The sequence below is a fragment of the Heyndrickxia sp. MSNUG genome (genome assembly GCF_049532715.1).
Lineage (GTDB): Bacteria > Bacillota > Bacilli > Bacillales > Cytobacillaceae > Mesobacillus.
Genome location: NZ_CP150978.1, coordinates 2,425,047 through 2,448,371, shown reverse-complemented (window position 1 = coordinate 2,448,371; position 23,325 = coordinate 2,425,047). Strand labels below are relative to the sequence as shown.

At 41.0% G+C, this 23,325-nt stretch carries 18 protein-coding genes and 1 riboswitch; of the genes, 10 read left to right on the top strand and 8 right to left on the bottom strand.

What is annotated here, in order from left to right; translation table 11 throughout:
• Positions 1–32 precede the first annotated feature (32 nt).
• The 5 genes from AABM38_RS12170 to metH all read left to right on the top strand — a co-directional run bounded on the left by AABM38_RS12170 (position 33) and on the right by metH (position 10,236).
• Positions 33–1,664, top strand: a complete 1,632-nt coding sequence (locus AABM38_RS12170; protein ID WP_423406668.1) for a M4 family metallopeptidase — start codon at positions 33–35, stop codon at positions 1,662–1,664.
• Positions 1,665–2,453: 789 nt separating this feature from the next.
• Positions 2,454–2,564: riboswitch (SAM riboswitch) on the top strand.
• A gap of 86 nt (positions 2,565–2,650) precedes the next feature.
• The gene (locus tag AABM38_RS12165; protein ID WP_423406667.1) at positions 2,651–3,763 is read left to right on the top strand and encodes a methionine biosynthesis PLP-dependent protein; all 1,113 of its coding nucleotides are present in this window, start codon (positions 2,651–2,653) and stop codon (positions 3,761–3,763) included.
• On the top strand, positions 3,760–4,944 hold the full coding sequence (metC, locus tag AABM38_RS12160) for a cystathionine beta-lyase (protein WP_423406666.1): 1,185 nt from the start codon (positions 3,760–3,762) through the stop codon (positions 4,942–4,944). The genes AABM38_RS12165 and metC overlap by 4 nt, the downstream gene beginning before the upstream one ends.
• Positions 4,941–6,803, top strand: a complete 1,863-nt coding sequence (locus AABM38_RS12155; protein WP_423406665.1) for a bifunctional homocysteine S-methyltransferase/methylenetetrahydrofolate reductase — start codon at positions 4,941–4,943, stop codon at positions 6,801–6,803. Before metC ends, AABM38_RS12155 begins: the two co-directional genes overlap by 4 nt.
• Positions 6,784–10,236 (top strand): methionine synthase, encoded by a 3,453-nt coding sequence (metH, locus tag AABM38_RS12150; protein ID WP_423406664.1) that lies wholly within the window; start codon positions 6,784–6,786, stop codon positions 10,234–10,236. The genes AABM38_RS12155 and metH overlap by 20 nt, the downstream gene beginning before the upstream one ends.
• 60 nt (positions 10,237–10,296) lie before the next feature.
• Here the strand turns inward: metH and AABM38_RS12145 are convergent, their stop codons facing one another.
• A complete protein-coding gene (locus AABM38_RS12145) occupies positions 10,297–11,886 on the bottom strand; it encodes a PhoX family protein (protein WP_423406663.1) in 1,590 nt (529 codons plus the stop codon).
• Between the two features lie 260 nt (positions 11,887–12,146).
• Here AABM38_RS12145 and AABM38_RS12140 point away from each other — a divergent pair, with 260 nt between their 5' ends.
• Complete coding sequence (locus tag AABM38_RS12140) at positions 12,147–12,824, top strand: YqcI/YcgG family protein (protein WP_423406662.1); 678 nt, start codon at positions 12,147–12,149, stop codon at positions 12,822–12,824.
• Between the two features lie 260 nt (positions 12,825–13,084).
• A complete protein-coding gene (locus AABM38_RS12135) occupies positions 13,085–13,303 on the top strand; it encodes a hypothetical protein (RefSeq protein ID WP_335430534.1) in 219 nt (72 codons plus the stop codon).
• Positions 13,304–13,343: 40 nt separating this feature from the next.
• Here the strand turns inward: AABM38_RS12135 and AABM38_RS12130 are convergent, their stop codons facing one another.
• Both AABM38_RS12130 and AABM38_RS12125 read right to left on the bottom strand, forming a co-directional pair.
• Complete coding sequence (locus AABM38_RS12130) at positions 13,344–13,490, bottom strand: hypothetical protein (RefSeq protein WP_423406661.1); 147 nt, start codon at positions 13,488–13,490, stop codon at positions 13,344–13,346.
• Between the two features lie 121 nt (positions 13,491–13,611).
• Positions 13,612–14,634: a VanW family protein gene (locus tag AABM38_RS12125; protein WP_423406660.1), complete on the bottom strand. Its 1,023-nt coding sequence runs from the start codon at positions 14,632–14,634 to the stop codon at positions 13,612–13,614.
• 198 nt (positions 14,635–14,832) lie between these two features.
• Here AABM38_RS12125 and AABM38_RS12120 point away from each other — a divergent pair, with 198 nt between their 5' ends.
• Entirely contained in the window at positions 14,833–15,261 is a 429-nt protein-coding gene (locus AABM38_RS12120; RefSeq protein WP_423406659.1) for a DUF4395 domain-containing protein, read from the top strand.
• 94 nt (positions 15,262–15,355) lie between these two features.
• Here AABM38_RS12120 and AABM38_RS12115 read toward each other — a convergent pair whose 3' ends face one another.
• From AABM38_RS12115 to AABM38_RS12100, 4 genes are all read right to left on the bottom strand, one after another.
• A complete protein-coding gene (locus tag AABM38_RS12115; RefSeq protein ID WP_423406658.1) occupies positions 15,356–15,886 on the bottom strand; it encodes a DUF1572 family protein in 531 nt (176 codons plus the stop codon).
• A gap of 537 nt (positions 15,887–16,423) precedes the next feature.
• Positions 16,424–16,771: a VOC family protein gene (locus AABM38_RS12110; protein WP_423406657.1), complete on the bottom strand. Its 348-nt coding sequence runs from the start codon at positions 16,769–16,771 to the stop codon at positions 16,424–16,426.
• A gap of 40 nt (positions 16,772–16,811) precedes the next feature.
• Positions 16,812–17,162, bottom strand: coding sequence for a DUF2200 domain-containing protein (locus AABM38_RS12105; RefSeq protein ID WP_423406656.1), 351 nt, complete (start codon positions 17,160–17,162; stop codon positions 16,812–16,814).
• A 332-nt stretch (positions 17,163–17,494) separates the two neighbouring features.
• Positions 17,495–18,862 carry an MATE family efflux transporter gene (locus AABM38_RS12100; protein WP_423406655.1) on the bottom strand — a complete coding sequence of 456 codons (1,368 nt, stop codon included), beginning with the start codon at positions 18,860–18,862 and terminating at the stop codon, positions 17,495–17,497.
• Positions 18,863–19,050: 188 nt separating this feature from the next.
• Here AABM38_RS12100 and AABM38_RS12095 point away from each other — a divergent pair, with 188 nt between their 5' ends.
• A complete protein-coding gene (locus AABM38_RS12095) occupies positions 19,051–19,887 on the top strand; it encodes a GDSL-type esterase/lipase family protein (protein WP_423406654.1) in 837 nt (278 codons plus the stop codon).
• Between the two features lie 431 nt (positions 19,888–20,318).
• Here the strand turns inward: AABM38_RS12095 and AABM38_RS12090 are convergent, their stop codons facing one another.
• A complete protein-coding gene (locus AABM38_RS12090; protein ID WP_423406653.1) occupies positions 20,319–21,863 on the bottom strand; it encodes a DHA2 family efflux MFS transporter permease subunit in 1,545 nt (514 codons plus the stop codon).
• A 183-nt stretch (positions 21,864–22,046) separates the two neighbouring features.
• On the opposite strand from AABM38_RS12090, the gene AABM38_RS12085 reads away from it, so the two are divergent.
• On the top strand, positions 22,047–22,907 hold the full coding sequence (locus tag AABM38_RS12085; protein WP_423406652.1) for a TetR/AcrR family transcriptional regulator: 861 nt from the start codon (positions 22,047–22,049) through the stop codon (positions 22,905–22,907).
• Positions 22,908–23,325: the final 418 nt, after the last annotated feature.

Here is a 23,325-nt window from a genome sequence, read left to right as displayed (position 1 = left end):
TCTATCATTATACATTTTTAGGAGGAATTTATTTGAAGAAGAATGTCGTAGCTTTAAGTCTTACAGCAAGTCTTGCATTAAGTGGTTTAGTAAGTGCAACCGGTTTTGCAGCTTCATCTTCAGATGCACAATCAAACAAGTATACGAAAAGCCAAGGCTCGCCGGAATTTGTTGCCGGTAAGCTGACAAATCCTTCAGCTAAGGCTGCCAAAGATGTTGTGCTTGATTATCTTAAGAATTCGAAGGGAAAATATAAGCTAGGAACTGCAGATAGTTTCATTGTGAAATCACAGGAAGCTGACAAGCTAGGCGGAGATGTGGTCCGCTTACAGCAAGTTTATAATGGAGTGCCAGTTTGGGGAGCAACACAGGCTGCCAAAGTTGATGAAAATGGCGTACTTCAAGTATTCACAGGGACTTTAAGCAAAGAGCTAAGCAGTAAGCTAGTTAAAAAAGCCAATCAAAAATCTCAAAAGCAGGCTGTTACACTGGCAGAAGCTGATTTAGGCTTCCAGCCTGTGTATGAGCAGGATCCAACTGCTGAGCTAGTTGTCTACCCTGCTGCTGATAAAGCCGTTTATGCATACCATGTAACATTAAATTTCTTAAGCCCTGAACCAGGAAACTACCAATATTTTATCAATGCTGAAACAGGTGAAGTTATCAATAAATACAATGCGATCGACACTGCCGGAAAAACGGATCCTTCACTGACAGGCTCGAACACAGTTGGTTCTGGAGTCGGTGTTCTAGGTGATACTAAAACACTGAATACTTTACTTTCTAATGGCGCTTATTATCTACAGGACAATACTCGCGGTTCCGGTGTATTCACGTATGACGCTAAAAATCGTCAAACAACGCCTGGCTCTTTATGGGTGGATGCTGATAACAACCTTAACGCGAAATATGATGGTGCTGCCGTGGATGCACACTACTACGCAGGCAAAACATATGATTATTATAAGAATGTGTTTAACCGCAATTCCTATGACAATAAAGGAGCAGCTTTAAAATCTTCTGTACACTACAGCAGAAATTACAACAATGCTTTCTGGAATGGCGCTCAAATGGTTTATGGTGATGGAGATGGAACCACTTTCGTACCGCTTTCAGGCGGACTTGATGTCGTAGCACATGAATTGACACACGCTGTAACAGATTTCAGTTCTGATCTCGTTTACCAAAACGAATCAGGCGCATTAAATGAATCAATTTCAGATATCTTTGGTACAATCCTTGAATTCCATACAAATAACAATCCAGACTTTGAGATTGGTGAAGACATCTATACACCAAATACAGCTGGCGATGCTCTTCGTTCAATGAGCGACCCAACTAAATATGGTGATCCTGACCACTATTCTAAGCGTTATACTGGTACATCCGATAATGGCGGAGTTCATACAAACAGCGGAATCATCAACAAGGCTGCTTATCTTCTAAGTCAAGGTGGAACACATTATGGTGTGACAGTGTCTGGAGTAGGTACGGACAAGCTAGGTGCAATTTTCTACCGTGCTAACACAGTATACTTCACATCTTCAACCAACTTCAGCCAGGCAAGAGCAGGACTTGTACAGGCTGCAACAGATCTGTATGGTGCCTCTTCTGCTGAAGTAACATCAGTTAAGAAAGCATTTGATGCTGTTGGTGTAAATTAATAGAGTTTCATTTTAAGAGACTGACTCAAAAAGTTGAAAAACTTCTTTGAGTCAGTCTTTTTATTTTACTAGTATTTGATGGATGACTCGTTCGGGCAGTAATTTCTCTTTTGGGCAACCTTTTTTATCTTAGGAGCACTTACTTCCTATCAATATTCTTTATTGGTTACCTATTTTTTCATCGTGTTAGTACTTTCATGTCACCAATCGCTTTTAATGCAGCCAAAAGGGCATGTAATTTTCTTATTGAAGCCTTCTACAGAGATAAAATACTCTTGAGTGAATCCAAACAAGCGTTAAAAATCTGTAGTTTTCGCTAAAATTTGTCGAAATCCCGTAAACTGGAAATTTTCCGCGATTTTTTCCAGCCGATACATAAAAATTTTGACCAGTTTTCATCCTATTACCATTTTCAGTTCACCAATCACTCTTATTGAGCACCAGTTTTCTTCTTATCAGCATTTTCAGGGAACCAATGGCTCTTGTTTGTTACCAGTTTGGATCCAATATGAATTTTCAGAGTGTAAATAACCTTTTTTTTATCATAAAATCAGAAAAAGCACTTAAAGTTTACTAGTCCACGATACTTGCAGGTATTTACACCCGACGATCAATTTATTATTACTTAGTAATTCCAGTTTTCGCGGATTCCCCCTCCTCCCTTTACAGAATCTTAATAAATGGGAAAACCGTTATTGCACTCCTTCGCTTTAACGCTTTAATTAAATATTGACATCAGGTAATATAAGTTGTAATATTTAGAGAAATTTCACAATTAAATAAATTTATTTCTTATCGAGAGAAGCAGAGGGTTCTGGCCCTATGAAGCTTCAGCAACCATCAACTATTTGTTGAAAAGGTGCTAATTCCAGCAAGTTTTTATAACTTGGCAGATAAGGAGAATGGCTCGTATTTATCAAAGTCTTCTTCTTATAGAAGGCTTTTTTATTTTATCTAAAAGAATAACAACATCAGGAGTGAGATGAATGGTGAAAATTGAGACAAAATTAGCTCAAATTGGCAATAGAAGTGAAACTGCTACAGGTGCAGTAAATCCCCCGATTTATTTAACGACTGCGTATAGACATGAAGGAATTGGCCAGTCAAGCGGATATGACTATGTCCGAACAGGAAACCCTACTCGGGAAATTCTTGAAAAAGCAATCGCAGACCTTGAAGAAGGTGACCGCGGATTTGCCTGCAGTTCAGGCATGGCTGCTATCTGGACGATTCTTTCCCTCTTTCAGAATGGTGATGAGTGGGTCGTATCCAAGGATTTATATGGCGGAACCTATAGACTTCTGGAGCAAGGTTTCAAAAAGTGGGGATTAAATTGTACATATGCCGATATGGCGGATTTGGAAGAAGTCGCCTCAGCCATCAATCCAAAAACGAAGGCTCTATTTGTTGAGACACCGACAAATCCTCTGATGGAGCAGGCTGACATTAAGGCAATCGCAGACATCGCAAAAGCAAATGGACTGTTATTGATAGTCGATAACACATTCTATACTCCCCTCTTACAAAAACCGATTACCCTGGGAGCGGATATCGTTATCCATAGTGCCACTAAATATCTGGGAGGTCACAATGATGTATTGGCAGGATTGATCGTTGCTAAAGGCCAGGAATTATGTGATTCTCTTTTCCTTCATCATAATGGAGGCGGCGCTGTGCTCAGTCCCTTTGATTCCTGGCTGCTGATCCGCGGGATGAAGACTTTGTCATTAAGGATGGAGCGTCATGAACGAAATGCAATTCAACTGGTGGATTATTTAAAAGAACATGATGCCGTCACTGATGTCCTTTACCCTGGCAGAGGCGGGATGATTTCTTTCAGAGTGAAATCCCCTTCAATGGTTAATCCGTTTTTACAGAGCTTATCAACCATCACCTTTGCAGAAAGTCTTGGAGGTGTTGAAAGCTTTATCACCTACCCGGCTACACAGACACATGCAGACATCCCAGCTGATATCCGTGAAAAAATTGGAGTTTGCGATCGTCTGCTTCGCTTCTCGGTGGGGATTGAGAATGCTGATGATTTACTGGCTGATTTAGAAAATGCTTTTAAAAGAGCTGAACTGGAGGCAAAAGTATGACCGACTGTTACACCTTTGAGACAAGACTCCTTCATAATAAGCATAAAGTAGACCCAGTTACCGGAGGAGTCAGCGTGCCGATCCAGCATGCCTCCACCTTTCACCAGCATTCTGTAGACCATTTCGGAAAGTACGATTACAGCAGGAGTCTAAATCCCACCAGGGAAGCACTTGAAGAAATCATTGCCGAACTCGAAGGCGGAACTCGAGGCTTTGCCTTTTCTTCTGGTATGGCAGCCATATCGACGGCCTTTCTTCTATTCTCAAAGGGCGACCATATTGTCGTGACGGAGGATGTATATGGCGGATCTTATCGGATGGTGACACAGGTACTCAATCGTTTTGGCATTGAACATACTTTTGTCGATATGACAGATCTTGATGCAGTCAAAAAGGCGATCAAGCCAAATACTAGATTACTATATGTAGAAACTCCTTCTAATCCTTTGCTGAAGGTAACTGACATTCAGGGAATTAGCAAGTTAGCTAAGTTGCATGGAGCATATACGTTTGTCGACAATACCTTCATGACTCCCTATTTACAAAGACCATTGGAGCTTGGAGCGGACCTTGTCCTCCACAGCGCGACGAAATTTTTATCAGGACACAGTGATACCGTGGCCGGTCTTGCTGTTGTTAAAAATGAAGATCTCGGACATAAGCTTTATTCCCTGCAAAACTCGTTTGGAGCAATCCTCGGAGTCCAGGATGCCTGGCTGGTAATGAGAGGCATCAAAACATTATCAGTAAGGATGAACCAGTCACAAGACAGTGCGGTTAAGATCGCTCATTTCCTGAAGAATGAACCTTCTATCAAAAACGTCTATTATCCTGGTCTATCTGAGCATCCGCAGTATCATGTACAACGCGGTCAGGCTGAAGGCCCAGGTGCAGTGCTCTCTTTAGAGCTTGAAAACGCGGAGAAATTAAAAAGGTTCATAGAAAATTTAAACCTGCCAGTATTTGCGGTCAGCCTTGGAGCAGTGGAATCGATCATCTCCTACCCCGCAAAAATGTCTCATGCAGCCATGCCGGAGGACGAACGGAAAAAACGAGGAATCAGCGACGGCCTGCTGCGGTTATCGGTTGGACTTGAAAATGTGGATGACTTGATCAAGGACTTCGAGCAGGCTTTATTATCAGCAAATAAACACTCAGCTTACAAGGAGGGAATCCGATGAGTTTCCTGAAAATATTGGAAAATGAAATTTTAATAGCGGATGGAGCAATTGGCACCCTTCTCTATTCTTACGGTGCAGGTACCTGTATTGAAGAATTGAATGTTTCTCATCCCGAAGACATTATGCGAATCCATAAGGCTTACATGGATGCAGGTGCAAATCTGATTCAGACAAATACGTACGCAGCAAATTATATAAAACTTGAAAGATATGGACTCGAGGATCAAGTTAAAGAAATCAACAGTGCAGCTGTCAAGCTCGCCCGCCAGGCAGCGGACAAAAAAGCGTATGTTTTGGGTACAATTGGCGGTAACCGGGGTATAAGGCCGTCTGCCATTCCAATTGAGGAAATCAAACGAAGCTTCAGAGAGCAGCTTTATTGTCTGCTTCTCGAGGGCGTTGACGGGATTCTGCTTGAAACCTTTTACGATATGGAAGAAATCGAAACGGTGCTCGCGATTGCCCGCAAAGAAACAGACCTTCCGATCATCGCGCAGGTTTCACTACAGGAAATTGGCATCATGCAGGATCAGACTCCTCTTCAGGAAGTTTTTAATACATTAGAGGACAAGGGTGCAGACATTGTTGGCCTGAACTGCAGGCTCGGCCCTCATCATATGATTGCCAGCCTTGAGCAAGTAGAGCTGCCAAAGAAGGCATATCTTTCTGCTTATCCTAACGCCGGCCTGCCAGCCTATACAGACGGCCAATTCCATTATGAGGGGAACCCTGAATATTTCCGCAAGTCAGCCCATAGCTTCCGCGAACAAGGTGTTCGCCTAATCGGCGGCTGCTGCGGTACGACACCTGAACATATCAGGGCTATTTCAGAGGAGTTAAAAGGTTTGAAGCCACTTGCAGATAAGAGAGTCATAGTAAAAACAGCCAGGGTTGAAGTTAAATCAGCTGAAATAATAAGAGCCACTCCCCCACTTCATCAAATAGTGAAGGAACGGCCCTCTGTGATAGTCGAGCTTGATTCACCACGCAAACTGGATACAATAAGATTTTTTGAAGGAGCCAAGGCTTTAAAGGAAACAGGCATTGATGCATTGACGCTCGCAGATAACTCGCTGGCTTCCCCAAGAATTTCAAATTCAGCCATTGGCCACATGGTTAAGGAAAATATCGGCTTGCGGCCCCTTGTGCATTTGACCTGCCGGGATCGTAATATTATTGGACTGCAATCCCATCTGATGGGTCTTCATACTCTCGGTCTGCACGACGTGCTTGCCATCACAGGCGATCCTGCACGTGTTGGTGACTTTCCGGGTGCCTCATCAGTATTTGATCTATCCTCCTTTGAGCTGATTGAGATGATCAAACAATTTAATTCTGGTCTCTCATACTCAGGTAAGGATCTTGGTCAAAAAGGAGCTTTTTCGGTCGGGGCTGCGTTTAATCCAAATGTCCGCTCATTGGAAAAAGCCGTACTTAGAATGGAGAAGAAAATCCATTGTGGTGCAGATTACTTCATTACTCAACCGGTATACTCTGAAAAATTGCTTTTGGAAACCTACGAAGCAACGAAGCATCTGGATGTCCCAATTTATATTGGCTTGATGCCGCTTACGAGCAGCAGGAATGCTGAATTCCTTCACAATGAAGTGCCAGGCATAAAGATTTCACAGGAAATCCTTGAAACAATGGCGAAATTTAATAATGAGCCTCTACTGTCAAAAAAGGAAGGCATTGCGATTACAAAAGGTCTGATCGAGGCTGCAGCAGAACTTTTTAACGGAATCTATTTAATCACCCCTTTTATGAACTATGAGATGAGCGTTGAATTATCACAATACGCCAACGAATACAGCAGCCTTCTACTGAGGAGGAAACAAAATGTCAACTACGTTAACTGAACAGCTGAAGAAAAAGATCCTGATCATGGACGGCGCGATGGGCACTATGCTCCAGCAGGCAAATCTCACTCCTGAAGATTTTGGCGGAGAAGAATTTGATGGATGTAATGAAATCCTTAACCTTACTGCCCCAGGTGTAATTGAAAACATACATCGGGAATACTATGAAGCGGGCGCCGATATTGTCGAGACCAATACTTTTGGAGCCACAAGACTTGTACTTGATGAATATGGATTAGGTGACAAAGCTTATGAAATCAATAAGGCTGCTGCACTACTCGCAAGGAAAGCAGCTGACGAGGCATCCTCATTATCGAAACCTAGATTTGTAGCTGGTTCAATGGGACCCACGACGAAAACACTCAGTGTGACAGGTGGGTCATCATTTGCTGAGATGTTCAGATCTTACGAAGAACAGGCACTTGGTCTGATCGATGGAAATGTAGATTTGCTGCTCTTAGAAACAAGCCAGGACCTGTTAAATGTAAAAGCAGCCTATTCAGGTATACAGAGAGCATTCAAACAAAGTGGAAAAGAATTGCCCATCATGATTTCCGCAACCATTGAACCGATGGGTACAACGCTTGCCGGCCAATCAATTGAGGCTTTTTATATATCGGTACAGCATATGAATCCAATTGCAATCGGACTGAATTGCGCGACCGGACCGGAATTCATGCAGGAACACCTGCGCTCCCTTTCTGCCCTTTCTTCGTCAGCCGTCAGCTGCTACCCGAATGCAGGCTTGCCTGATGAAGAAGGACAATATCATGAGACACCGGAAACGCTCGCACATAAGCTATCTGATTTTGCCGGAGAAGGATGGATTAATATTGTAGGCGGCTGCTGCGGCACGACCCCTGCCCATATAAAAGCGATTTCCGAAAAAATGCAGGAACGGCAGCCTCGTCAATCAGTGGCAAAGCCTGATCATATGGTCTCTGGTATCGAGCCATTCATTTACGACGACCCAACCTTAAGGCCCATCATGGTCGGTGAACGAACAAATGTCATTGGTTCACGGAAATTTAAGCGCCTTATTTCAGAAGGGAAAATCGAAGAAGCAGCCGAAATTGCCAGAGCACAGGTCAAGAATGGCGCGCATGTCATCGATATTTGCCTTGCAGATCCTGACAGAGATGAGCTTCAGGATATGGAGAATTTTATCCCCGAGGTAGTCAAAAAGGTAAAAGTTCCGCTGGTCATTGATTCGACCGATGACAATGTAATTGAAAAAGCCCTTACCTATTCACAAGGAAAAGCAATCATTAATTCTATTAACCTGGAAGACGGTGAGGAGCGCTTTGAATCAGTAGCGCGGCTTATTCACCAATACGGTGCGGCGGTTGTAGTTGGAACGATTGATGAAATAGGAATGGGTGTCACCGCTGAAAGAAAGCTGGAGATCGCAAAGCGTTCTTACGATTTACTTGTGAATAAATATAAAGTTCCGGCTCAGGATTTAATATTTGATCCGCTTGTTTTTCCGGTCGGAACCGGGGATGAGCAGTATATTGGGTCTGCCAAAGCAACAGTTGATGGAATCAGGATGATCAAAGAAGCTTTCCCTGAAACACAAACCATTCTCGGAATAAGCAATGTTTCCTTTGGTCTCCCTCCAGTTGGCCGGGAAGTACTGAATTCAGTGTTTCTATACAACTGCACCCAGGCCGGATTAGATTACGCCATTGTAAATACAGAAAAGCTTGAACGCTTCGCTTCGATCAGTCCTGAAGAAGTTAAAATGGCAGAGGAATTGTTATTCAACACGACAGATCAATCCCTGGCTGAGTTCACGGATTTCTATCGGGATAAAAAGAAGGAATCAAAAAGCACGCTGCCAGACATGACACTTGAAGAGAGACTGGCTTACTATATTATAGAAGGAACAAAAGAAGGCCTGGTTCCAGACCTGGATACGGCCCTCTCCACCTACCCTGCTCCGCTTGATATCATTAATGGACCATTAATGGATGGGATGAAGGAAGTCGGCAGGCTGTTCAATGACAATCAATTAATTGTTGCCGAGGTACTGCAGAGTGCAGAAGTCATGAAGGCTGCTGTGTCTCATCTGGAACCGTTTATGGAAAAGAATGAATCTGCTTCCACTAAAGGCAAGGTGCTTTTGGCTACAGTGAAAGGCGATGTACATGATATTGGCAAGAACCTTGTTGATATTATCCTAAGCAATAATGGCTACGAGGTGGTGGACCTCGGGATAAAAGTAGCACCGACTGTCCTGGTGGAAGCCATAAAAAAAGAAAAGCCTGATATTGTCGGCCTTTCAGGATTGCTTGTCAAGTCAGCACAGCAAATGGTCCTGACGGCACATGACATGAAGCAAGCGGGAATTAACGTCCCTATTTTAGTTGGCGGTGCCGCATTGTCAAGAAAGTTTACTGATACGAAAATTGCCAGGGAATATGACGGTCTCGTATTATACGCGAAAGATGCAATGAATGGTTTATCCCTTGCCAATCAGCTTCGGGAACCTGACGGCTACGAAAGGTTCATGATCGAACAAAAAGAGAAACAGGAGGCCGCTCAGCTCAAACCAGCTTTTGTTCGTGAAAAAAGCTCTGCAACAGCCGTTTTGGACCGTCCTAAAGCAATCGCAACTGCACCAGTTTATATTCCGAAGGATACCAGAAGGCACTTATTGAAATCATACTCTCTTTCTCATATAGAACCGTACATCAATCAGCAAATGCTCATTGGCCACCATCTCGGTTTGAAGGGCAAGGTGGAAGTTTTACTGAAAGAAAAGGATGAGAAAGCGCTAAAAATCAACAATGTTGTCCAATCTCTATTATCAGAAGCTAAATCAAAAGAATGGATTAAGCCGGCTGCTGTTTATCAGTTCTTCCCCGCTCAATCGGAAGGAAATAAACTATATATTTATGACGCAGTGGAATCCGGAAAGATACTGCAGACCTTTGAGTTTCCACGTCAGCAGGTCTCACCAGGATTATGCCTTGCAGATTATGCAAGACCCGTGAGTGACGGCGAAATGGATTATGTCGGGATGTTCGCGGTGACGGCCGGTTCAGGAATACGCCAGGCTGCCGATCAGTTAAAAAATGAGGGTCGTTTCCTTGAAAGTCATGCTCTTCAGGCATTGGCATTGGAGTCTGCGGAAGGATTCGCCGAGCTCATCCACCGCCAGATGCGAGACGTATGGGGTTTTCCGGATACGCCGGACATGACAATGAAAGATCGATTTGCTGCCAAGTATCAAGGTCAGAGATTCTCATTCGGATATCCTGCTTGTCCCGACCTTGAAGACCAGAAGAAGTTGTTTAATCTTCTTAAACCGGAGGAAATAGGTATCCACTTGACTGAAGGGTGCATGATGGAACCAGAAGCATCGGTTACTGCTATTGTCTTCTCCCATCCTGATGCCAGATATTTTAATGTATTGAAAAGTGAGTAGATTTTGATTCTAATAACCTAATAAATAACGGCAAGAGGTACCTCCCTCTTGCCTTCTTTGTTATTGTCTTGAAATCGCTACTACTGACGGTCTCGGGATATCACCGTATGGCCATCGGCTTGTCGGATTATTTACATCTTCAGTTTCTTCCCCTGGATGCTGAACTGAAAGGAATAGTGTTTCACCATCTGGCGCAAGCCAAGGACCAGTCAATTCCGCCTGGACAGGCGCAGATGCAAATTGCATAGCTATCCCTTTGTTAGGACCCTCAGTCGGAATCATGAATAAACCATTGTTACCAAAGGATTTATATGCCCCCTGGCTAAGTTTATCAGAGGAAATGTCTGTCGTAACCCAAAGGTTCCCAACCTGGTCGAACATAAGGTTATCAGGAGAAGCAAAGCCGCTCTGCGGGCCGCCAACTGCAAAAACCTCATAGGAAAATCCAGTACTTTCAGCATCATTTCCGTCCTCAAACAAACGCCAAATTTGGCCATAGTAATTCCCATGCTTTGTGTTGTTTGTTAACGCTATAAATACGGAGCCATCCCTTGGGTGGACCTCTAAATCCTCTGGTCTGTCTAATGGTGTACCGCCAGCCAGCTTTGCCGCATCTCGGGTATTTACGAGTACTTCAGCCTGTGACTTGAATTTCTCCTTCAACTTAGGCGTCTTCTCTAAATCAAGGGGAACCCACTTTGTTGCTCCCATATCAGCAACATATAATGTTCCTTTTTCTAATAGAGAACTATTTTGCTTGCCTAATTCAGGCTTATAAACACCATCACTTACAAACTTGTAAACACATTGGTCATTTGCATCATCACCACTATAGACGACAACCTTGCCTGTTTTCCCAAGAGTCATTGCCGCATTTTCATGGGAAAAGCGGCCAAGTGCTGTATGTTTTTTCGGTGTTGAATGGGGATCTGCAGGGTCGATCTCTACGATCCAGCCATAATGAGTGACATTCAAGCCAGGCACTTCCGGATTTTCTGACCAATCCTTAACGATACCCTCATAATTTTCCTCACCTGACATCGCGGTATTCCAGAGTGTTTTTCCGCCAGAACAGTTGCCAAATGTTCCCGTTACTTGAGATGCTCCCCCTACTTCTGCATGCCCTTTTACCGGTCCTGTTAAATTGATAGGTGTATTTGCTGTAATCCGTCTGTTATAAGTGGATGCTTTCACAATGCGCCAGTTCCCGCCCTGGTCTTTTCTAATATGGATGACAGATCCGCCAACATTGTATTTTTCAACGGCGATTTGTTCAGCAGTCCGAGGAGGAGCGCCTTCCTCTTCTTTGTACCCTGTTACAAAAATGCCCAAGTTGCCAATGTACTCGTGATTAACCCATAATAAGCCCTCATTCGGGTTTTTACCGAAATAGCAATTAAAGTCATTATTGAAGCCAAATTTTTCCCCATTTCCCATATCCTCGCCCCATGTGGCGACAATGTCGTACTTGAAGCCCCTTGGAAGGATCAGATTATCTTGGGTTGAAGGCCTAATTGGACGGAATTGGGCAAAGGATGTTCCGTATGGCTGCCTGAACCCTTCTGGCTGAGCTTGCGGCTGCGGCACATAGTGGGAATTTTGCCGGTATTGTGGATAATGTTGGTGGTAAGGATCATACCAATTTGTCAATTTTTATACCACCTCTTTCGATAATGTCATGTAAATAAAAAGCCACTTAATATATATGCCAGTATAAAGGAGAATTTTCATAACGAAGAAAATAGTACAAGGAGTATGCCTTTGGTTGATCCAAATAGAATGCCTATATTGCCGAATGGACATTCACCTACCCACCCATCCACGGAATACTGTAAAAGTGTATGGAGGTGAGAAACATTCGAATTTTGCATAAAAATATAGACAGCATGGACAGTGGAGAAAGAAAGATTTTGCAGATTTTTTCTAAAAAAATCCAGAATAAAAATAGACCATTCCCCTGTATACCAGCTACGATTGGACATTCATTAAATCAATTCTGTTTTGGCTTTACAGGAGATCCAACAAAGCAGTCCACAATCATAGAACTTGCTAACCTGCTGCAAGAGTATACAAAGGTTTCAAGATCCCTTGGGAAATTCACCTCTCTTATCATTTTTTTCGAAACACCCGTTAATATGTTTGAGAGTTATAAAGTTGAAGATTACGAGCATTTGTTTTGGGAACAGCTGAATGGTCTGAGAAAAATGGATCTCGCAGATTGGCCAGCCCATATTCCAGTTGATCCAGAAGATTCTGCCTGGGAATTTTGTTTTCATGGTGAGCAATATTTTATGTACTGCGCAACACCCGCTCATGAAAAAAGAAAAAGCAGGCATTTCCCCTGCTTCATGCTTGCTATCACACCAAGATGGGTGCTGACTGAATTTAATTCTTCACCAGCTGCTGCAGCGAAAATAAAAGCAAGCATAAGAAAAAGACTGGAACACTACGATTCCACCCCGATTCATCCTGATTTAAACAGTTACGGAAATGACGAAAATTTTGAATGGAAGCAATACTTCCTTCATGATGAAAAAACAACATTGTCGAAGTGTCCATTTCATAAATACCTAAAAAATCAGAAGTAGTAAATATATAGAGGCCTTCTGTATGAGGATGTTTTGATTTTTTAAGATATTTCATTATTTTATTGGGATTTACTTCAAGGATGACAGGATTAAAGTCAGATATAAAACCGCAAGAGAGTATGGAATAAATACTAATAAAAACATCCATTGAGGAACATTAACCCTTCAGTGCTATAGAAATATATTTTCAGCCATTTTTTGGATAAAAGTAAGCAGGATGGCAAACCTAATTTTACCTGAAGATTAAGGAGGAATTGTGCATGGAGTACTATAATAACATGGAGTTTGAAATAAAAAGCGGGTTTCTGCCAAATATGTATAACTCCGACAGGCTTAAAGTACTGGAGGTTTCAGATAGCAGCGTCGTCATTAAAATGAACAATGCTGAAAACAGAAGCGTATTCCCAAAAGATAACTTTCAATACTGGATTAAACGCGGGCTTCTGGTTAATGTTAATGAGAATAGACGCACATCGTGAAAAATCCCCTGCCAGTTAAGGCAGGGGATTTTGATTTATTTTACCTTCTGAACATCTTGTTGAAATTACTTCTGATATGAGCAAATTCGGGGTAAAGCTTATAAGTTTCCTTAAAATCAGCTTCCTTCTTCATTTGCTCTTTCTTCATTTTCCACATACTTTCTAAAATCAGAGGATTCATTTCCATTCTGATCGCCTCCCTTATTCTTATAATTAGAATAAGGGAATTTTATATTTCATACATTCACCGTTGGATTGATTCTATCTACGTCTTTCGACGGATATTTTTTAAGCCTTTTATCCAAGGATCAAATTCCCTTTTTCACCAGGGATTCGTACTGTTTGGATGTCCTTACTTCAACCGTCAATGACCCTTTCCCCATGACAGCTTTCAGTAAAAGAGGTACCCCGGTCGTATTCTGAAATTTGAAATCCTTGCCTCCGTAGGATACAGTGGCATCTCTCCCCTTCGGAACATAACCGACTGTTAAAGAATGATGATGCTTTTCAACATATCCAACGCCCAGCAGGTCAACTGCATTATATAGCGTGGAAGATGTCTGACAGATGCCTCCGCCTATACCCATAACCAATTTCTTATTGACGATTTCTTCTGCAGGCTGGTATCCATGAGCAGCATCACTGGGACCTACAGTTGTATTAAAGGAAAAGACATCACCTGATCCAAGAATGATATTATTGATTGCTTCAGCAGACAATTCGATATTTTTCGTTCTTCCTGCAACACCGGGATTGAAGTAAGTGGTATAGCTCCCGACAACCACTTCTCCTAAATGGGTAACATCCTCCATCTTGTAACCGCTCGCGGTTACATAGAGTGGCAATTCGATATCCCCTCCTTTTTCGGAAGCGGCAATCACTTTTTCAACAAGTTCCGCTTCTTCAAGTATGGTTTGAGGAGTTCCTTTGATCACCTGGCCATCTGGTCCAATTTTGTCCAAAGTCATTCGTTGATCATAACCGGCCTCGGTCTCAGTACCTCTTGCTAATTCTCTTGCCCATTTTTCAATTTCATCCTTGAATTTTGTGATATCTGTTCCATATCCCATGTCAGCTGGTTGAAAGGTTTTGATCACGGTTTTTGTAGTTGGGTCAATAACATTTATGACAACAGGTAATGGCTCTTCCACCACTTTTTCATCAGCTTTTTTTTCATCCTCTGTTTTTTCTTTTTCCTTTTCAATCTTTTTTTCAAGCTCAGCTATTTTTTTCTCAAGTTCATCTTCCCTTGAACTGTTCCCTGAGCATCCAGCTAATCCAACAATTCCTGCGGCCAACAAAACGATTAGTACTTTTCTGCTTTCTCCCATATTTCCCCCATTGATCTCTCTATATTTGTACCGGACTCTGAATCCGGTCATTCAGTTTATATAGTATTCAGGGAGCCTTTTCCAAATTCAGCTAAAAGTCCATTTTAGTGAAAAATGATCATTTTTCTTCACAAGGGAACGTAAATAAGATAAAATACTTATTATCCTATAAAACATATAAGAAAGGTTGGAATTAAAATGCAAACAAACTTGCGCACTGTTCCCCAGCCTCTTGTCAGAACAAATCAATGGTTTATTGTACTAAGTGTGGTTTCTGCCTGGATAACAGGTTTCGAATGGATATTGGTTTTACCGCTTGGAGCGGGAATATTAGGTTTAGTGTTTGGGTTTAACCCGGTTATGCGGATTGCGAAAACCTTTTTGAAAAAGGCTACATCGGAATACATTCCTGAAGATTGGGAGCAGCAGCAATTTAATCAACTTATTGCAGTCATTTGTTTAGCAGGCGGACTGATCTCCTATTCCATGAACCTTAATGGACTTGGCCATTTCTTTACGATTATGGTGGCCCTGGCAGCATTCATTGCAATTCTCGGATTCTGTGTCGGCTGTTTTATCCGTTTCCAGTGGAAAAAGTTTCGCGCAAGGAAAACAGTAGTACATTGACTTATAAAAGCCCCATGGTGAAAAATAATTCACCTTGGGGCTTTTTAATATTCCTGCCATCTGATAACGGATTGATGCATGCGACGTATAGATCCTATTTAAACTGCTCATTCATCTGCTGATTAAATTTTTCTGACTTTCCCCTAGGAATGCTTAATGTAGTCCATTCTTTATCTTTAATCATTTTTGCAAGATAAACGATTTGTCCAGAATGGCTGGATTGATGGACAATCTGCCGCTGAATCGCCTCCATGACAGAGTGAGGCTCGTTTCGGATCAACACCGTTTTGTTCAAATCCTCTTCCTTCAGCCCCGAAAGAGTTTTAAATAAAACCTCCCATCCTGAATTCCACGCTTCTATCAACTGATGTTTAGATTCGTAAGTTCCAGCGAATTCCCCGTCTCGATTTCGATCTGGCTTCTCACCATCGGAAGTTAAAAAGTCACTAAACCGCGATTTCAAGTTACCGCTCATATGCCTGACAAGAACGGCTATACTGTTTGATTCCTCATTTGGTGTATAGGTAAGCTCATCGATATTCAGTTGTTCCATTGCACGATCTGCAAGCTTTTTGATACTTTGAAAATTTTCTGTCACCAGTTTTAAATATGGTTGATTTACCATGCGACTTACACCCCCATTTACGTATATTCAAGCTGGTTTGCTGACATTCCTGCTTTTTCATTGTGTTTCTTTTAACAGAATGGCTCTGTTAAACAAGGCTGTTGATTTTCGTTCCAGGCGCTTCGCTTTCCGCGGGGCTGGCGCTGAGCCCGCAGGACATTGAATAGCTTCCTCGAATCTACCCACGCACGATGGAAATGCGTTAGCATTTTCGGAGGAGTCTACGCGCCTTCCACTACAATCAACAGGATATTAAAAATCAACATTCAGCTTTTACAGAGCCCACAGAATAAGGATAATAGACGAAAAATGAAGGGAAGAACTAAGGTCGACTGGCTTACGAAAATATTTATGCTGTTTGAATAACAAAAAAACAACTCATCTATCTAACTCCTAATCTCACATACAGAATAAAAAAATCTTTGTTTCATTCCTCTACTAATTTGAATCTTTTGTTCAATTAGTAATTCAAAAAAAATATCATGAACCTATATGGATCAACACAAATTTTAAGTTAATAGCAAAGATTACAACCAGCTATTTCTCCCAAAGCTCGACCAATCGACCTTCAGGATCTTTAATCCATACAAACTTTCCAAATTCACTAATCTCCTTTTTCTTTTCAAGAGGTATACCTATATGTTCAAGGTGCTTAATCGTAAGGTTCAAATTATGTACTTGGAAATTCAACATCACTTGTTGATCTGTAGGAAAATAATTGTCATCTTCGGTAAAGAAAGAAAATATAGTTTCATTTCCAGACTGGGGTTGAATCACAGTCCCATTCCAATTTTCTATTTCAATCTTCAACACGTCACTGTACCATTTTTTTATTTCATTAAGGTTCTTAGTTCTCCAAAAAATTCCTCCGAAACCTTTTATCATCGTATCTGTCTCCAGTCCATTATTCGTATTTTGATTATTGTTACTTCCGCAAAATCTTCTCCATCCCTTTTCCCTTTGCTAACTCATCGATCAGCTTATCCAAATAGCGAATTTCCTTCATTGTTGGTTCTTCAATGTCTTCAACTCGGACACCGCATACAACACCCTTGATCAATGTCCGTGAAGAATTCATTTGAGGAGCTTCCGCAAAGAAAGTCTCAAAGTCTGTCTGTTTTTCTAGTTGCACTTCCAACTCTTCCTGACTATACCCTGTCAACCAGCGGATGATTTCATCTACTTCTGTTTTCGTACGACCTTTTCTTTCAGCCTTCGTAACATAATGTGGATACACACTTGCGACACTCATTGTATAGATCTTATGTTTGCTCATAATACATCCTCCCTTTCGTTTTTTTTGATAAATTCTATTCCAAATAAAACTTCCATGTTGAATAGAACTCCCATTTTTCAACTTTATCATTAAGTAATCAACCGACAAGTTTAATAGCGTCATTTAATAATGAAATTCAATGAAAAGGAACGTAATTCCTTCTAAGTAAAAATGATTGTAGGCAAAAAAATTAAAAGGACCAAATTGCAAGCATAGCAATCTGATCCTACAAATGAATGATTCTTTTACATTCATTCAATATAACCCTTTATATTGGGCAAATCCTTTATTTATGATTGGTATACGAACTCGTTAGGGAAATCACAAAGTTATTAAACAACATTAGCCAAGTTGGCAGTATATCGGCGCTTTTGTATATAAATCAATCTCATAGACAGGAATATGCCTGCTGCGAGCAAGCCTGCTGTCAAACCAATCCAGTAACCTGGAGCTCCAAGAGATGTGTAATGGGCCAGAATATAACCGACTGGAAGACAGATGAGCCAGTATGCAATCAGCGTGATGACGAAGGAAAAATTCACGTCTTTATAACCTCTTAAAGCAGCAAGCGCGGTTGCCTGGATGGCGTCGGATATCATGAAAAATAGTGCATAAATCAGGAACTGTCCTGTCAAGGTAATGACGGCCGGTTCATTTGAATAGAACCCGGCGACTTCATAGCGGAAAAATACAACCAGCAGACCGGCGACCACAGCGATCACAATGGATAAATAGATGCCAAGCCAGCTGTATGCCTTAGCGTCTTTATAACGCCCTGCACCGACTTCGAAGCCTACCAGAACAGTTTGTGCCATCGAAATGCTCATCGGAATCATGTACAGGAACGCAACAATGTTCAAGGCAGATTGATAAGCGGCAATTGTTGTAATATTAAATTTACTGATTAGTATCGTTACAACTGCAAACATGCTTGTTTCAAAGAAAATAGACAGCCCCATCGGGACACCGATTTTCAGGATTTCTTTAAACTTTTCAGATGAAAATTCTTTAAAATGCTCAAGTCCCACAAATTCCGAGAACGGTCGCTGTGTGATAATCAGGATGGCGGTCATGCCGGCGATGAGAAAGTAAGTGAAGGATGTCGCATATCCTGCGCCTGCTCCTCCAAGTTCTGGGAAGCCCCAACGGCCGAATATCAGGACATAATTCAAAAAGAAATTGACAGGCAGGGACATCAGCAGGATATACATGACCACCCTGGTCTTCCCGAGTGCATAAATGAACGAACGCAGCACGTTAAAAATGAACAGGGGAATGATTCCGAAACTCAGTCCGACTAAATAGTCATGAGCTGTTTCATTCACACTTTCCGGAAGGTTCATCACAGACAAGATCGGGTTAAGCAAGAAAACCCCTGAAATGATGACAAGTGAAGCGATCATCAAGGCAAGGTATATTCCGTGTGAAAGAATCGATGCGACTTCCTTCCCCTTTTTCTCACCGAAACGCTGAGCAGCAATCGGCGAGACCGCAAGCAGGATTCCGCTCAAGCCAGTGAAAATCGGGTTCCAGATTGACGACCCGATTGCGACACCAGCAAGATCTGATGAATTATATTTACCTGACATGATTGTATTGAAGAATACCATCGAAAACATGCCGAGCTGTGTAATAAGAATTGGGATCAGCATGACAAAAATTTGTTTGATTTTTTCCTTTGTTGAATAAGTCTGGTACATAGTTGTACTCCTTGAATATAATAATTCTATCATTATAACAAATTATCATGAGAAAACATTCATTTATTTCAACGGATTTATGTCATAGTTCGTCAAGAATATACAAACTATTTCAAATTGGAAATACCCCCCTAATTATTTCTTCCTCTATCCTTGATAAAATAGAAATATATCGAGGAGTGAACATCATGAGAATCATAAAGTATCTTCTGCTTTTATCCCTTCTAATTGTCTTGTCGGTTTCTGCCTGGATTTATTATCCCCAGTACAAGCTCAACAAAATGATGGAACAAAGCACAGTAAAAGTCACGAATACCAATAAGCTAACTTATTTAGATTATTACCGCGAATCCCATGACAAGACAATTACCCATCTTGCCCTTGGAGATTCTATTATATATGGATATCGAGTTGCTGAAAAAGAAAATTTGGTTACTCAGTTTTCGGATCAGCTGCATGTACAAACTGGTAAGCAGGTCCTTACAAACAACAGAGGAATTATTGGAATCACCAGCCAGAAGCTAAACCAGCTGATACAGGAAGGCAATTTTGATGAAGAAATAAAAGAGGCAGATATCATCACTGTCAATGTCGGCGGAAACGATGTGCTTAGAGCTGTAAAAAAGGCAGATTTATATAGTGCTCTAAAATCATTTGATAGTTTGCAAACAAATTTTAGCGAAAATTTATCAGGAATCTCTGAAAAAATCAGCCAGCTTAATCCTGATGCAACAATTGTCTTTCTTGAGCTGTATAACCCAATGCCAGCCGACCATCAATTTTATTCCCTGGCAGACAAACTCCTGCCGAAATGGAATTTAATGATTTACGAAGTAGCAAACAACACTCCCTCGGCAGTTGTTGTACAAACTACGAAAGTCATCAATAGTGATAATCTTCAAAATCTTTACAGTGATGGCGTACACCCAAGCATTTCAGGATACAGTGCGATTTCGAATCAAATGCTTGAACAATTTAAAACCCAATATAAAGAAGAAGCCGTTGTGGCAAACAGTAAAAAATAAGCTGGGCAATCCTGTCCGGCTTATTTTTAATTATGATCTATATTCAAGTATTCAATTTACTAGTCAAGAAAGAAACATATCATTAACTCAATAATTATTCTTCATCCTTTTCATCCCGAAAATGTTCATTATAAAAGTGGATTTTCTGTCGTTGCAAAATTGACTGATTGCAGACTAAGATCTTCATCTAATCCAAATAATTTTGCTTCGGCATCCTTAGAAGACGATCCTTTCTTTTTATCCACTTAGATTTCCCCCTTCTTCTATAAGATTAGAATGGCAATACTGGCTGAAATGAGAAAGTAAATAAAAAATAAATTTTATTTAGAGGTAGGTTTCCCATTTTCCTAACCCATATTTATAGTGGATATAATTACATATTAGAATAAAGGGAAAAAGAAAAAACCCCTGGAATCCAGGGGTCTCAAAACTTATTCTCTCGCTAATTCTGCTGTCGATTTTTGGCTGACAGGTTCTCTGCCAATTGTATCTTCTGCCTGTTTTGCTCGTTTAATAAAGAATGCCAAAATCAATGCGACCAATGAAATAAATACTGTTACAAAGAACGCGTCATTGATTCCTTCCATCATCGCTTTCATTGCGATTTGATGTTTCATTTCGGCTATTGCCGCGGCTGTTGGCTGTGCGCTTGCTGCAGAAGCATGTTTCATTGCTTCCTCGGCTAACTCTTTGCCATGTACTTCTGCACGGTTAGACATAACCGTAACCAATAAAGCAGTACCGATTGCGCCGGCCACCTGCTGCATGGTATTGTTCATGGCTGTACCATGCGGATAGTAACGGGCAGGCAGCTGGTTCAAGCCGTTTGTGGAAACAGGCATGTTGACCATAGACATTCCGAACATCCTTAAAGTATAAAGAATGATTAATTGTGTGTAGGTAGTTTCCAGCGAAAGCTTGCTGAAATAATAGCTTGTAATCACGGTAATGGATAAGCCGATAATCGCTAAAACTCTTCCGCCGAACTTATCAAATAATCGACCAGTGATCGGTGACATAATCGCCATTGCAATGGCGCCTGGAAGCAGCATAAGTCCTGCATCCAATGGAGAAATGCCGCGAACTGTCTGAACATAAATCGGCAATAACAGCATACCTGAGAACATTGCCATAGTCACAACCATAGAAATAGCAGATGACAAAGCGAACATTGGATATTTATAAATCCTGAAATTAAGCATTGGATTATCTTGATTTAATTGTCGTAAAATAAACCAGACTAATGCTATAACACCTGCAATCAGTGTTCCGTAGACATATGGACTATCCCAGCCCTTTGATCCTGCTGAGCTGAAGCCGTAAAGCAATCCTCCGAAACCAATACTTGAAAGGATCAGTGAAAAGAAATCTAATCGTAAATAAACTTTTTCCTTCTTATCCTTTAACATGAAGAAGCCTAAGATAAGCACTGTAGCAGCAATTGGCGTAATCACATGGAAAAGCATGCGCCAATCATAGTGCTCAATAATCCAGCCGGAAAGAGTCGGGCCAATCGCAGGTGCGAACATAAGAACAAGTCCAAAGATACCCATAGCAGCTCCCCTTTTTTCAATCGGAAAGCTAACTAACATGACGTTCATTAATAAAGGCATCATGATCGCCGTACCCGAAGCCTGAATCATACGGCCTGCCAATAGCACCGGAAAGATGTGTGCTACACCGGCAAGAATTGTACCTGCAGTAAAGAGCCCCATAGCCGTTAAAAATAAGCGCCTGACAGAAAATTTCTGGATGAGATATGCACTCAGTGGAATCATGATTCCGCTGACTAACATGAAACCTGTCGTAAGCCACTGTACTGTAGATGGTTCTATTTCCAAATCTGCCATAATCGATGGCAAAGCAATATTCAGTAATGTATTGTTCAAGAAAGCGATAAAAGCACCGATAATCAATACCGCAAGAATTCCGTATGGCGGACGATCAGGAGCCTTAAATGGTTGTGTTTGCTGCATTAAATTTCCCCCTATGAAGTTTTGATCTTTATAATTTCTCCTTTTGCATAGACACTAGCATATACCATCGGTACATTTTTTGCAACCATTAAAAATCCCCTTTGTTAAGGGGTTTGTATAATTAGAAATTTTAATGTAGTATATTTTTTATACAGTCGGTCTAATTGAAAGTAAGGTGAAAAAATGAACGATAGAAAACAGCATGTCATTGATAAAGCACGTGATTTATTTATTGAAAAAGGTTTCCAAGCCACTTCATTACAGGAAATCCTCGAATACAGCGGAATATCGAAAGGTACCTTTTATAATTATTTTTCCTCCAAAAACGAGCTGTTAATTGCTATTTTTAAAAACACTTTTCAAAAAATAGAAAAGGAACGACAGGAATTGATCACTGGAAAGGATCCTTCTGATCCGGAAATCCTGGTTAAACAGATTGAGATACAAATGAGGACAAACAGGGAAAATAACTTGATTCCTCTGTATGAGGAAGTATTTTTTTCTAACGATAAAGAATTGAAGAAATTTCTTGAAATCGGGCAGATGAAGACCCTCAGATGGGGGTATGAAAGGTTCAAGGATCTTTTTGATGAAAGCTTACATCCTTATTTGCTTGATGCGACAATCATGCTCAAGGGAATGTTGCAGCAAAATATAAGGTACTATGTGATGGCTCACGGAACAAGTGCAAATCTTTTACCAGTGGTCCGGTATAGCGTAAATCGGATCATGAAAATGGTGGCAGAAGCTGGAGAAGCACGCGAACAGCTGATTTCGCCTGAAATTCTGGAAAAATGGCTACCTACATCGCGCACGGAAGATCTTGAATTAAGGAAAAACCTTTATTGTGTGATTTCTAAACTCAAAAAGCTTGATTGTAAACAAACAGATTATATCGAAAAGCTTGATTTTATCAAGGACGAACTTTTGAAATCAAAAGCACCGAGGAAGTTCCTGATAGATAGTGTCCTTTCCTCTCTAGACTATGTAGGTGAAACTGAGCTTTCAGGGTTAAAGAAGCTTGTTGAAAATAAATTTTCGTAAAAGGAATAAACCTATCCCTTTTTGATCAACGGGATTGGTATTGTAGTAAAAAAATTCGATTTAACAGGGCGATAAGCTATAGATTTAGCAACATATTCAAAAGCGGATTATCTCAATAAATGCTCAGTACCTTATAAGGTCTGAGCATTTTTTATTTTTTATTCATTATTTAACGATCGCACCCGTTTTTGAAATAAGGTAGTTTCTTATAACGCCATTTCCATTTCTCAAATAGCCTTATTCGTCCATTAACCTGGATTTCGGGAGTTGAAACACATTCTTCTCCACTGTACGTTGCTGAGATAATCTTCCCTTCTTGCTTATATCTAAAAGTTGTTTTTGAAGATACTTCGCCTTTAGCAGTATTATCAATTGATACAAATGTACGATTGTTATAATTCCTTATATTTTTTCTCTC

Coding starts and splice junctions, on each gene's coding strand:
- AABM38_RS12100 (WP_423406655.1), bottom strand. CDS start 18,862: ATGTACCAGACTTATTCAACAAAGGAAAAAATCAAACAAATTTTTGTC.
- AABM38_RS12155 (WP_423406665.1), top strand. CDS start 4,941: ATGAGTTTCCTGAAAATATTGGAAAATGAAATTTTAATAGCGGATGGA.
- AABM38_RS12120 (WP_423406659.1), top strand. CDS start 14,833: ATGCAAACAAACTTGCGCACTGTTCCCCAGCCTCTTGTCAGAACAAAT.
- AABM38_RS12090 (WP_423406653.1), bottom strand. CDS start 21,863: ATGCAGCAAACACAACCATTTAAGGCTCCTGATCGTCCGCCATACGGA.
- AABM38_RS12110 (WP_423406657.1), bottom strand. CDS start 16,771: ATGATAAAAGGTTTCGGAGGAATTTTTTGGAGAACTAAGAACCTTAAT.
- AABM38_RS12135 (WP_335430534.1), top strand. CDS start 13,085: ATGGAGTACTATAATAACATGGAGTTTGAAATAAAAAGCGGGTTTCTG.
- metH (WP_423406664.1), top strand. CDS start 6,784: ATGTCAACTACGTTAACTGAACAGCTGAAGAAAAAGATCCTGATCATG.
- AABM38_RS12125 (WP_423406660.1), bottom strand. CDS start 14,634: ATGGGAGAAAGCAGAAAAGTACTAATCGTTTTGTTGGCCGCAGGAATT.
- AABM38_RS12115 (WP_423406658.1), bottom strand. CDS start 15,886: ATGGTAAATCAACCATATTTAAAACTGGTGACAGAAAATTTTCAAAGT.
- AABM38_RS12105 (WP_423406656.1), bottom strand. CDS start 17,162: ATGAGCAAACATAAGATCTATACAATGAGTGTCGCAAGTGTGTATCCA.
- AABM38_RS12130 (WP_423406661.1), bottom strand. CDS start 13,490: ATGGAAATGAATCCTCTGATTTTAGAAAGTATGTGGAAAATGAAGAAA.
- AABM38_RS12085 (WP_423406652.1), top strand. CDS start 22,047: ATGAACGATAGAAAACAGCATGTCATTGATAAAGCACGTGATTTATTT.
- AABM38_RS12095 (WP_423406654.1), top strand. CDS start 19,051: ATGAGAATCATAAAGTATCTTCTGCTTTTATCCCTTCTAATTGTCTTG.
- AABM38_RS12165 (WP_423406667.1), top strand. CDS start 2,651: ATGGTGAAAATTGAGACAAAATTAGCTCAAATTGGCAATAGAAGTGAA.
- metC (WP_423406666.1), top strand. CDS start 3,760: ATGACCGACTGTTACACCTTTGAGACAAGACTCCTTCATAATAAGCAT.